This is a genomic window from Robertmurraya phoenicis (assembly GCF_047302285.1).
Taxonomy (GTDB): Bacteria; Bacillota; Bacilli; order Bacillales; family Cytobacillaceae; genus Robertmurraya.
In genome coordinates, this window is the sequence record NZ_CP154845.1 from 1,875,453 (window position 1) to 1,887,743 (window position 12,291).

At 38.2% G+C, this 12,291-nt stretch carries 13 protein-coding genes; 12 read left to right on the forward strand and 1 reads right to left on the reverse strand.

The annotated features are described in order from the left end of the window. Positions 1-14: 14 nt before the first annotated feature. From AA0X71_RS09255 to AA0X71_RS09310, 12 genes are all read left to right on the forward strand, one after another. A complete protein-coding gene (locus AA0X71_RS09255) occupies positions 15-1,139 on the forward strand; it encodes a prephenate dehydrogenase (RefSeq protein ID WP_413361581.1) in 1,125 nt (374 codons plus the stop codon). Between the two features lie 12 nt (positions 1,140-1,151). Further along, on the forward strand, positions 1,152-2,438 hold the full coding sequence (aroA, locus tag AA0X71_RS09260; protein WP_413361582.1) for a 3-phosphoshikimate 1-carboxyvinyltransferase: 1,287 nt from the start codon (positions 1,152-1,154) through the stop codon (positions 2,436-2,438). A gap of 125 nt (positions 2,439-2,563) precedes the next feature. Continuing rightward, positions 2,564-3,466 (forward strand): hypothetical protein, encoded by a 903-nt coding sequence (locus AA0X71_RS09265; protein WP_413361583.1) that lies wholly within the window; start codon positions 2,564-2,566, stop codon positions 3,464-3,466. 272 nt (positions 3,467-3,738) lie between these two features. Continuing rightward, complete coding sequence (locus AA0X71_RS09270) at positions 3,739-5,001, forward strand: tetratricopeptide repeat protein (RefSeq protein WP_413361584.1); 1,263 nt, start codon at positions 3,739-3,741, stop codon at positions 4,999-5,001. A gap of 110 nt (positions 5,002-5,111) precedes the next feature. Next, positions 5,112-5,651 (forward strand): ReoY family proteolytic degradation factor, encoded by a 540-nt coding sequence (locus tag AA0X71_RS09275; RefSeq protein ID WP_413361585.1) that lies wholly within the window; start codon positions 5,112-5,114, stop codon positions 5,649-5,651. A 132-nt stretch (positions 5,652-5,783) separates the two neighbouring features. Then, a complete protein-coding gene (locus AA0X71_RS09280) occupies positions 5,784-6,248 on the forward strand; it encodes a YpiF family protein (RefSeq protein WP_413361586.1) in 465 nt (154 codons plus the stop codon). A gap of 149 nt (positions 6,249-6,397) precedes the next feature. Further along, positions 6,398-6,904 carry a ubiquinol-cytochrome c reductase iron-sulfur subunit gene (locus AA0X71_RS09285; RefSeq protein ID WP_413361587.1) on the forward strand — a complete coding sequence of 169 codons (507 nt, stop codon included), beginning with the start codon at positions 6,398-6,400 and terminating at the stop codon, positions 6,902-6,904. 3 nt (positions 6,905-6,907) lie between these two features. Beyond that, the gene (gene qcrB / locus AA0X71_RS09290) at positions 6,908-7,582 is read left to right on the forward strand and encodes a menaquinol-cytochrome c reductase cytochrome b subunit (RefSeq protein ID WP_019154288.1); all 675 of its coding nucleotides are present in this window, start codon (positions 6,908-6,910) and stop codon (positions 7,580-7,582) included. Positions 7,583-7,633: 51 nt separating this feature from the next. Next, a complete protein-coding gene (locus AA0X71_RS09295) occupies positions 7,634-8,404 on the forward strand; it encodes a c-type cytochrome (RefSeq protein WP_413361588.1) in 771 nt (256 codons plus the stop codon). Between the two features lie 131 nt (positions 8,405-8,535). Beyond that, on the forward strand, positions 8,536-9,129 hold the full coding sequence (locus tag AA0X71_RS09300) for a DUF1405 domain-containing protein (protein WP_413361589.1): 594 nt from the start codon (positions 8,536-8,538) through the stop codon (positions 9,127-9,129). Between the two features lie 82 nt (positions 9,130-9,211). Continuing rightward, positions 9,212-10,000: a sporulation protein YpjB gene (gene ypjB / locus AA0X71_RS09305; protein WP_413361590.1), complete on the forward strand. Its 789-nt coding sequence runs from the start codon at positions 9,212-9,214 to the stop codon at positions 9,998-10,000. 186 nt (positions 10,001-10,186) lie between these two features. Further along, on the forward strand, positions 10,187-10,870 hold the full coding sequence (locus tag AA0X71_RS09310; RefSeq protein ID WP_413361591.1) for a zinc metallopeptidase: 684 nt from the start codon (positions 10,187-10,189) through the stop codon (positions 10,868-10,870). A gap of 514 nt (positions 10,871-11,384) precedes the next feature. Here the strand turns inward: AA0X71_RS09310 and AA0X71_RS09315 are convergent. Next, entirely contained in the window at positions 11,385-12,257 is an 873-nt protein-coding gene (locus tag AA0X71_RS09315; protein ID WP_413361592.1) for a YitT family protein, read from the reverse strand. Between the last annotated feature and the right edge of the window lie 34 nt (positions 12,258-12,291).

Here is a 12,291-nt window from a genome sequence, read left to right on the forward strand (position 1 = left end):
AGCTTTTACCCATCATGAAAGTAGGTGATCCCTTGAAAGGTCGTGTATTGATTGTCGGGCTAGGACTCATCGGGGGTTCATTGGCTCTATGTATTAAGCATGAGCATCCACAAGCAAAAATCATTGGTTATGACGTAAATAAGAAACAAGCGAGATTAGCAACAATGCTTGGAGTTGTTGATGAAACAGTGGAAGATTTGGAGATAGGTGCGGTTGATGCTGACCTCATCTTAATCGCCACACCAGTGAAAAAGATTGAATATATGATTGAATTTCTCTGTGGCCTTTCACTAAAGAAAAGTGTCATTATTTCTGATGCAGGAAGTACAAAAATGGAAATTGTGAAAAGAGCAGAATGTCTTAGAGAAAAAGGCTATACTTTTATCGGTGGTCACCCGATGGCAGGCTCCCATAAAAGCGGGGTTCAAGCTGCTAAATCAATCCTTTTTGAAAATGCTTTTTACTTACTGACACCAGAGGCTGACACGGACCAAGAAGCAGTCGAAGAATTAAAAGTTTGGCTAAAAGGAACAAAAGCTAAATTTCTTCAGGTGTTGCCCTCTGAACATGATTACTTAACAGGTGTTATTAGCCATTTTCCTCATGTCATTGCGGCTTCCCTCGTTCATCAGGCAGAAAGAACGAGTCAGCAACAAAGTCTAGTTACACGACTTGCAGCTGGGGGGTTTCGTGATATTACGAGAATTGCATCCAGTAGCCCAGACATGTGGAGGGATATTTCCTTACATAATAAAGATGTTCTTTTACAGCTATTAACGGAATGGCAGGAAGAAATGGCAAGGGTTACGAATATGTTAACGACTGAAAATGAGGATGAGATCTATCAATATTTTTCTCGAGCAAAACGTTTTCGCGATGAAATGCCTGTGAAAGAAAAAGGAGCGATTCCGGCGTTCTATGATTTATTTGTTGACGTTCCCGATTACCCTGGGGTCATTTCTGAAATTACTGGTTACTTAGCAAAAGAAAAGATCAATTTAACGAATATCCGTATTCGCGAAACGAGAGAAGAAGTATATGGAATTCTCGTCATTAGTTTTCAAACAGAAGAAGATCGGGAGCGCGCGGAAAAGTGCATTCGCCATTACACCAATTATGACACATCTACAGGGATATAAGAGGGTGATAAGATGAAAGCAACACCGTTGAAAATAAATATAGAAAAACTTCAAGGTCAAATTGTCATACCAGGAGACAAGTCGATTTCCCATCGCTCCATTATGTTTGGAGCCATTGCAAACGGAACTACATCTGTTACGAACTTTTTAACAGGAGATGATTGTTTAAGTACCATCTCGTGCTTTCGAAAACTTGGAGTTGAAATTGAACAACAAGGCGATCAAGCCACGATTTATGGAAAAGGGTTTAGTGGACTAAAGGAGCCAAGAGGAGTGCTTGATGTAGGGAATTCGGGTACAACGATTAGGCTTATGCTTGGGATATTAGCAGGACGTCCATTTTTTTCTACGCTTATAGGCGATCAATCTATCGGGAAGAGACCGATGACAAGAGTGACGAAACCTTTATTAAGCTTAGGAGCTAAGATTGATGGAAGAAGCGGTGGCGAATATACGCCAATCTCTGTTCGAGGAGGAAACCTCAAGGGAATTGAATATCCATTACCAGTGGCGAGTGCACAGGTGAAGTCCGCAATTCTATTAGCCGGCTTGCAAGCGGATGGGCAGACGACTGTCATTGAAACCTCTAAGACACGGGATCATACGGAAAGAATGATTAAGCATTTTGGTGGAGATATTGAAGTGGATGGTCTTTCTGTCACAGTGCAAGGAGGGCAAACATTAAAAGGAATGAATGTTCAAGTACCGGGTGATATTTCATCTGCTGCCTTTTTCCTTGTAGCAGGAGCCATCGTTCCAAATAGTGAAATTACGCTAAAAAATGTAGGCCTAAATCCAACGAGAACAGGCATTATCGATGTCATGAAAGAGATGGGTGCCGACTTACAAATAACAAATGTAAAAGAAGAGTTTGAGCCAACTGGCGATCTAATAATTAAAACTTCATCGCTTAAAGGTACAACGATTGAAGGAAGCATGATTCCGCGATTAATTGATGAAATTCCAGTCATTGCTTTACTTGCGACACAAGCAGAGGGCGTAACCATCATTAAAGATGCCGAAGAATTAAAAGTCAAGGAGACAAATCGGATTGACACGGTGGTTCATGAGCTACAAAAACTAGGTGTGAAAATAGAATCAACGAATGATGGCATGATCATCTACGGAAACCAAAGGTTGTCAGGCGGAATCGTTAATAGCCACGGTGATCACCGAATTGGGATGATGCTGGCGATTGCTTCATTAATTTGCAAAGAGGAAACAAGTCTAGAAAACACCGAAGCAATTTCTGTTTCTTATCCAAACTTTTTCAATCATTTACAGAGCCTGCTGGGTTAAGCGTGGGCTCTTCTTTTTTTGTTGATTTTGTTCAAGTTAAACCTTTGCTCTTTTGGGTTCGGTAATGGAATAAATATATTTGTACAAGCATAGTTTGTCATAAGACTGATTAAAAGGGTGGTTTTATGACCTATATCATCGAAAATGCCAATTTGCTAAAAGACGACAAACTGGAGCAGAATTCCTTATTGATTAAAGCGGATCGAATTGATTCCATCAGGCCCTCTTTTGAACGATTTTCTTATATGAGAGTAAATGCGAGTTCTTATGTGATGACCCCGCCCCATATCCTTTTTTGTCCTCGATTTCCATGTGATTATTCTTTTCAAGATATGAAGAATTTTTTTATCAATGAACTTATTACAAAAGGAAGTACGATGTTTTTAACATATGTGGAAATTGACAAGGAATATTTATTACAGTCTGCATTTACTAAGATAAAAACAACACTACTAAATAGTCCGGTTGATTATACCGTTGGTGTGAAAATTCCGATTCGACTTTTAACGACAAATTTTCTGATCAAATGTAAACGGGCAAAGATTCCAGCTATATTTGTTGAGGTAGAAGACGAATGCCAGCTTAAAGAAATTCCGTGGGGATGGTTAAGGGAAGCGATGTTTCCGTATAATAGTCCGCTTATACCCATTTTTGCCAGTGATAATGAGAAAAAGAAAAATCAGGTAGAAGCTTTTTGGGGAGAGCTTTTACATAAAGAGAAAATCCCATATATTGAGCATGAGTTAGTAGAGAATGCTCCGATTTCTCACGAGAATTTATGTAAAATCGGTATTTATCCTGTTAAGTCAGCCATCCATCATGGTGGAGAAGTCAGTTATAATCTATATTTAAAGGATGATTCTGAGAAAGAAATATGTGAACGAGATTTGTTTCATCAATCGGATAAGCGGCTGCTTGTAACGGTTCATAAAGGTACGGTCATTCGAGCAGGAAAGGACGTACAATTCCGACCAGGATTCGGGGAATATGTTGTCATTAAAACACCAGCTTTTTTTCGAGTAAATTAAACAGGCTTTTTTCGCAATCATTGTTGCTTTTGGATAGTAATAAGGGCCCAATCTTCCTACATGTCTATAAAGAGGAAGCGAAAAGTGCCGTCGCAAACTTAATGTATAGCAGTTCCCATGATATATGGGTAAAAACTGGCTTCTGAGTTTTTACAAAAAAACTACAATCTATGCGAAAACAGCGATTAAAAAGTCTTATTATGAGTAGAATTTAGCAAATTCCATTATAATGTAGAGAGAAAGTAAATTTGGAATTGTGAAAGGATTGCTAAATGGACAAGATTAGTAAAATTATAACACTATTAGAAAATGGTCAACACGAAGAAGCCATTATAAAATATGAAGCGATATTAAAAAACGGGACAAATGATGAAAGGCTGCTCCTTGGGGAAGAGTTATTTCATTATGGATTTCTAGATGAAGCAAAGGCGCTCTATGAGAGACTTCTTGAAGCGTACCCTGAAGAAGGAGAAATTCTTGTTACGCTGGCTGAAATTTGTTTGGAGCAAGGTAAAGAAGATGAGGCCCTTCAAACCCTTGATAAAATTAAGGAAACAGACCCCAGTTTTCCGGAAAGCTTGCTTTTACAAGCAGATCTTTATCAGATGGAAGGACTTTATGAGGTCAGTGAACAAAAACTGCTTAAAGCAAAATCTGTGTTACCAAATGAAGTCATCATTGAGTTTGCTTTAGGAGAACTATATTTGGAACAAGGTAGATTTATTGAAGCCATCAAGTCGTATGAAAAAGTCTTGCCTGTGGAACAGGATATAGCTGGTGTCAGCATTCATCAAAGACTAGGAGATGCATACAGTGCCGGTGGTGCATTTGAAGAAGCGCTTCCTCATTATGAAAAGGCATTGGAGGAAAGCTTAGAGATTAATACTCTTTTTCATTATGCATTTACAGCACTTCAAGCTGGAATGAACAAGACAGCGATTGAGAAATTTACAGAGCTCAAAGAGCTTGATCATGAGTATCATTCCCTTTATCTGTATTTAGCAAAGGCTTATGAGAGAGAAGAAGATCTTGAGCGAAGCTTTGAAACGATTCAAGAAGGCTTGCGCTATGATGAATACAACAAGGAACTGTATTTCATCGGTGGGAAAATGGCTCTAAAGCTTGGAAATGAAGACGAAGCTGAGGTCTTTTTAAGACAAGCATTGGTACTGGATCCTGAATTTATTGAAGCAGGTCTTACAATCAATAAACTCTTCCTGCATCAGGAAAGATACGAAGACGTGTTGGAGATCGTCGGAATTTTTGAGTCTAATGGAATTGAAGAACCCCATATTATTTGGGATGAGGCCGTTGCCTTACAAAATTTAGAAAAATATTCACAGGCATTAAACAAATACCAACTTGCATATAATTTTTTAAAGAATGATCAAGAGTTTCTCACAGATTATGGATACTTTCTAATCGAGGAAGGAAAACGAGATGAAGCTGCCGAAATATTTAATGTACTATTGGCAAACGATCCATCGAATGAAGAATTTGCTGAAGTCGTGCAAAGACTGTCTGATGAAGGATAGATTGTTTATTCGTACATTATATATTAGAAAGTATGCATATTTCGTTCACAGCCATTTTTACCATTCGTAACGGTTAATTAAAAATAGTTGTACGCAGAGGAGGGAAAATGATGAAGACCCCTGTATCTGTCAACGAGAAAAAGGATTTTATTCGCTGGTTCCTCAATCACTACCAACTGAAGAGACGTGAGTGTGTGTGGATTTTAAACTATTTAATGAGTCATGATGGTCTCATGGAAAAAGTCCATTTTGTTGAGCAAGCTCAGTATTGTCCCCGTGGCTTAGTGATGTCAACTCATTGTGTTGATGAGGTACCGTTCCGTTTTTACAAAGAGAATGTAATGACAACAGATGCAGAAAAATCTTTCCATGATATTCGTTTGAATAGGGATGAAGAAATCTATATTCAACTTAATTTCCATGCATCAAATAAAGCCCATCAGTATGCGGCTGTATTGGAAGAGAATCCTTTCATGCCTAAAAGCCTGCAAATCAGTGAAAAGGATCGACTTATAGCTGAAAAATTTCTGTCATCTACTCTGAAAAACTTCCAGAGGGAAAAATTGCTTCATTTAATTGATGAGGCTCTAGACAATCAAGATAAGGCAGCGTTTGAGGAATTAACAAAAAAATTAAGTCGACTAAAGTAAATTACTCCATACGAATAAAATATGATTGGGTAGCCTGCTATTTTTGCAGGCTATTATTTTTGCGTTCATCTTTGTCCAGCTAACATTGAAATGATATGATAGGAAGGAATTTATTAGCTTGGAGTGATATGAATGAAATGGGTTTCAAATGATATTGACATGTATTTGGGAGCGAAAGAATACGTAGACACGGTCGTGCTACCACTGCTTCCCATATCGTTTGGCGACGATATGAAACAATCGGCAGCAATGACTGAGTTTATCTCTCTTTTAAACATTCCCCTTGAGCGACAATTTAAAGGGAGGCTCATGATGCTTCCGGGTTATACATATTTAAAAAGCGATTCTGATGATAGGCGTTTAGAGGTGATCAACCACTGGGAGACTGAGTTTAAGAAGAATGGATTTAAGCATATTATCTATATAACATCTGACAGTGACTGGAGAACGACAGAGGAGAAAGTAGATGGAACGCTGATTTGGTTACCATCCCTGCCATTAGAAAGCATGGATGATAAGTATAAAAATCAAATTTTAGAGGATCAAATTAGTCAACTGATTCATTTATTTGTGAAAAAGTGGCAAAATAATGACTAATGGAGATATTAATCACACAGTTACCATCCTTTAGCAATTTATTATATTGACCTAAAGTATAGATTGATATATCATTGTTATGTCCTAGTTTTATATTGTGTTTATTTATGTCCGTTGGACTACCATTTCATGATAGAGGGGGGAAAGGTATGAGCAAACAACGCGTAACAAGACGTCAATTCCTAAACTATACTCTTACTGGTGTAGGTGGATTTATGGCTGCAGGAATGTTAATGCCAATGGTCCGATTTGCAGTTGACCCTGTTTTGAAGCACAATGCAGCTGGTGATTTTATTGTTACAAATCAAAAAATTGATGAATTAACAAATGAACCAGTTCGTGTAGACTTTTCTTTTGAACAAAAAGATGCTTGGTACACTTCTGAAGTAACAAATACTGCTTGGGTATACAAAGATGAGAATGGTGAAATTATCGCATTATCTCCAGTATGTAAGCATTTAGGCTGTACGGTTGACTGGAATAAAGATGAAACACACCCTGAACATTTCTTTTGTCCATGTCACAATGGATTATACACAAAGGATGGTACAAACGTACCTGGTACACCACCAGCAGCACCATTAGACGTGTATCCTTACAAAGATGCTGACGGTTATTTAGCTTTAGGTAAAGCAGAACCGCGAAAGGAGGCGTAAATCTTGTTAAACAAAATTTATGATTGGGTAGACGAACGTCTAGATATTACGCCTTTGTGGCGGGATATTGCGGACCATGAAGTACCTGAACATGTAAACCCTGCACATCACTTCTCTGCATTTGTTTACTGTTTCGGTGGACTAACGTTCTTTGTTACAGTAATTCAAATTTTGTCTGGTATGTTCTTAACAATGTACTACGTTCCAGATATTAAAAATGCATGGGAATCCATCTATTATTTACAAAACGAAGTAGCTTTTGGACAAATTGTCCGCGGGATGCACCACTGGGGTGCTAGCTTAGTAATCGTAATGATGTTTTTACATACGTTACGTGTTTTCTTCCAAGGAGCTTATAAGAAACCACGTGAGCTTAACTGGATTGTTGGAGTCCTTATTTTCTTCGTCATGCTTGCCCTTGGTTTAACAGGTTATTTATTACCATGGGATATGAAAGCGTTATTTGCAACAAAGGTTACGATTACAATAATCGAATCAGTTCCATTCATAGGTGAGTATTTGAAGATCCTGATTGCGGGACATTCAGATATTATTGGTGCACAGACAATTACTAGATTCTTTGCAATCCATGTATTCTTCTTACCTGCTGCATTGTTTGCATTGATGGCTGCCCACTTCATGATGATTCGTAAACAAGGTATCTCAGGTCCATTGTAAAATCATAAACGTGCATGATTTGTGAATGACTTAAAGGAGGGGAATTGCTCAATGCATCGTGGAAAAGGTATGAAGTTTGTGGGAGACTCACGTGTCCCTGCTTCAGGTCGAAAACCGAATATCCCGAAGGATTATTCGGAATATCCTGGTAAAACAGAAGCGTTTTGGCCAAACTTTCTTTTAAAAGAATGGCTAATTGGTGCTGTTTTTCTCGTTGGATTCTTAAGTTTAACTGCGGCGCATCAACCACCGCTCGAAAAAATTGCAGATCCAAGTGATACAGCATATATTCCATTACCTGACTGGTATTTCTTATTCTTGTATCAGTTATTGAAGTATTCTTTCGCATCAGGTCCTTATAATATTATTGGTGCCTTAGTTATTCCTGGACTAGCATTTGGTGCGTTATTACTTGCTCCGTTCTTAGATAGAGGACCAGAGCGTCGCCCATCTAAACGTCCATTAGCAACAGGTTTTATGCTTCTTGCACTAGCGGGTATTACTTATCTTACTTGGGAATCGGTAGACCAGCATGACTGGGAAGCTGCGAAAATCCAAGGTCAGATTGTGGCAGAAGCAGAAATTGATACAGAATCTGATGGTTATAAGATTTTTGAAGCAAATGGCTGTGTGACTTGCCATGGAGGAGATCTCCAAGGTGGAGCAGGTTCACCACCACTTATTGATACTGGTTTAACACCAGAAGAAGTTGCTGAAATTGCTCAAAACGGTCGTGGTGCTATGCCAGCAGGATTGTTCCAAGGTACTGATGAAGAGCTACAAACATTGGCTGAATTCATCTCTACTCTTGAAAGTGAATAATAGTATTTTAAAGCTGACGATAACTTCGTCAGCTTTTTTCTATCTAGTTAAAAGGGTGATAAAACAATCGGTATACAGGGGAAATATGTTACTATAAGAAAGATGTGGAAAATATAATGAGGTGAAATATATTGAAATGGATTTACTCGATTTTAGCTAATCGCTCAATTCTATCTTTACTATTAATCATTAATTTTTTGGGAACGGTTTACGGATACTATTGGTATAAAAGCCAATTAGCAGATACTCCACCCATTTTTCTCGCATTTGTACCAGATAGTCCAACCGCCAGTTTATTTTTCTTATTTGTGCTCGTGGCATTTTTACTCGGAAGAAATTGGCCACTATTTGAAACATTAGCAATGGTGACACTTTTTAAATATGGCATATGGGCTGTTGTCATGAATGTATTGGTGTTTATGATTAATGGAGAAATAGACGGAATCGGAATGATGCTTGTACTATCACACGGTGCTATGGCGATACAAGGGATATTATATGCTCCATTTTTCCGATTCAAGTTATGGCATCTAGTAGTTGCAGCCATTTGGACATTACATAATGATGTGATCGATTATGTCTTTTTCATGATGCCTAGATATCATATGCTAGATGAATATATTCCGCAAATCGGTTACTTCACTTTTTGGTTAAGTATAACTTCTATTGCAGTTGCTTATTTTTTTGGATTAAGAAAAAACCGTTTTACACTACAGATAAAGTGAAATAGCGGTAGGTTCACATATTTTTGGTCTAACCTTGTCCAACCTCTCATACCATTTAATAGTAATGTGAGGAGGGACAAGTATGAAGCTGAAAGCCGCTATATTTTTAATTGCAATCCTAATACTTACACCGGTAACTATACAAGCAAATCATCATATTTCCTCTATTGAAAAGCTTGATCATATTTCTGATGAAGCACTACAATTGGTGAAATCATCCAGATACGAGGATGCAAAAAAGCTTCTTGAGTATTTTTCCAATGAGTTTCTTGCCTATACAATGGAAAATCATGGTTTCTCAATAGATGAATTACGTATTGTCACCCTTGCGCAAGATGAAGCCATAGCAGCAATGGGAAACGGAAGTATGGCTCATGATGAACGAATCAATCGAGTGACCAAATTTCGTTTGGCGATGGATGCTATCACCTCTGGTAATGAGCCGTTATGGACAGAAATGGAAGGTCCGATGATGGCTGTATTCGAAGGAATGAAGGATGCAGCATTTCAGGGAGACTCAAAGAATTTCCACTCCCATTTAAACTCTTTTCTGTCTCTTTATGAAGTGATTTATCCAAGTATGAAGCTAGATGTTCCTGTACAAAGAGTCCAACAAATCGACGCCAAAATTCATTTTATTGATGAATACCGGCCACGGGTATTAACAGATGAAGCAAGTCAACAAGAGCTAGTCTCTTTAGAAACTGATTTAAAGGACTTGTTCAATCAGATGTCTGAGGATGAAGCAGATCCTTCTCTGTGGTGGGTGATTATTACAACGGGGAGTATTATTATTGTTACATTATCCTATGTAGGCTGGAGAAAGTATAAAGGGGACAAGGAAAGAGAACGAGAGAAGAAAAGAATGTAATGAAGTGAAGTAGAGTATGCTAAATAATTGACTCCCTATAAAAACCTCTTTACAATATAATTAAAGCATATTATCCTTACGTTTTTACTGGTAATGGATAATTTTAGATGTCTTTAGTGAAATAACTCATTGTCCATCTTGAGTTAAGAAGTTCTACTACAAAAGTAATGGAGGAATACAGAAAAAATGGGATTTGGTTTTCTAATCTATTTTGCCCTCATCATTTTAATTCCGATATGGGCTCAGTTGAAGGTAAAAGGTGCTTATAAGAAATATTCAAGGGTTCCCTCTTCATCTCACATGCGTGGTGCCGAGGTAGCAAGAAGAATTTTAGATACAAATGGTTTATACGACGTAGCAGTACAAGAAACAAGAGGCCATTTAACGGATCATTACGATCCCCGTTCAAAAACAGTTCGATTATCTTCTGAGAACTATCATGGACATTCTGTTGCTGCAGCAGCCATTGCTGCCCATGAAGTCGGGCATGCGATCCAGGATCAAGTCGACTATGCTCCTTTGCGTATTCGCCATTCGCTAGTTCCTGTAGCAAACATAGGTTCTAACTTTTCTTGGATTCTCATCATTATTGGGATGCTAGCAAGTATGACCAATTTAGTGTTACTTGGTATTATCTTTATGGCAGCAGCTGTCGTGTTTCAGCTCGTCACATTACCAGTGGAGTTTAATGCATCAAATCGGGCAATGGATCAAGTCGTTTCACTTGGAATCATTCGAAATGATGAAGAAAAAGAAACAAAAAAGGTACTCAATGCAGCCGCATTAACCTACGTCGCAGCAGCAGCCGTAGCAGTATTAGAACTAGTTCGACTGATTTTAATCTATACAGGCATGCAGAGAAGCGAATAGAAGAAAAAGAGGCAGGAACTTAACTAGCTTCAAATCATGAGAAAGGTGAATCCTGAGGGTACTCAAATTCACCTTTCTCTATTTTTGTATTTACGCAGGATTTTCGATTTTCCTCGTACAAAAAAATCGAGGGAAACGCCAATTAGCCTTCAAGAATCCAATCGATTTCTGCTTTGTCTAAACTTCTACTAGAAGACCCTATTTTGCTCCAACCATCTCTCACCCTTAAGCGGAAATTTTCCTGTTATATCCTCATTGGAGTCCCTTTTAGGAGAAATAACGGAAGATTTTCCGCTTATGGAGGGCAAAATCGTTTATTTTGGTATTTTTTGAGGGGATAGCAGGAAATTTTCCTGTTATTTTGGCTTTTTTTCATGATGGTTGCTCATTAAGCGGAATTTTTCCTGTTATTTTTTCATGCTGCCACTCCAACTGCGAGGGAATTTATACACTTCAAACTAGAATCAAAAAGTCGTTATCACCGACTTTTTGACCCAGCTTCTTTTTTGGGGTTTTATCTTTCAATCGGTCTCTTATTTTCATCAAGTGTAAAACCTTCACCAAGCACATCATGCACGATGCTCACCGATACAAAAGCATGTGGGTCTACCGACGTAATCAAATTTTTCAATCGAACAATTTCATTACGTCCAACTACACAGTACAATACATCTCGCTCTTGTTTTGTAAAAGAACCATGCCCCTTTAGGACAGTAACACCCCGGTCCATCTCCTGCATAATTTTTGCGGAAATCTCTTCATTTTGTTCAGAAATAATCATCGCTCCTCTAGCAGAGTAAGCACCTTCCTGCATAAAATCAATGACCTTAGCCCCGACAAAGACAGCGACTAATGTGTACATTGCTTCACGATGAGACAAATAGAAAATAAGTGAGAGTGTGATGACGACAGCATCAAACATAAACATCGTCTTTCCCATGCTCCAACCGATATATTTTTGGGCAAGCCTTGCAATAATATCGACACCACCGGTTGTGCCACCAAAGCGAAAAATAATTCCTAGACCGATCCCGATAAATACCCCAGCAAAAAGGGCAGCAAGCGCTAAATCATCATGTAAAGGGATTTGAAATTGGTAACGCTGGAATAACCAAAGAAAAACCGATACACTCACAGTACCAATGAGCGTATAGATGAACACATTGCGACCAAGTAGTTTCCAGCCAATTAAAAATACAGGAATATTTAAAAGTAAATTTGTGTAAGATGGGTCGAATTTATATAGGAAGTAAAGCAACAGGGTAATACCTGTGAAGCCTCCTTCTGCTAGGTTATTTTGCATATTAAAGTGGACAATTCCAAATGAAAAAATAGCAGAACCTAGTAATATAAAGAATATATTTTTAATTTTAAGTCCAAAAGGCATTTTGGTATTCCTCTCTTTCGCAAACTACGTTCAA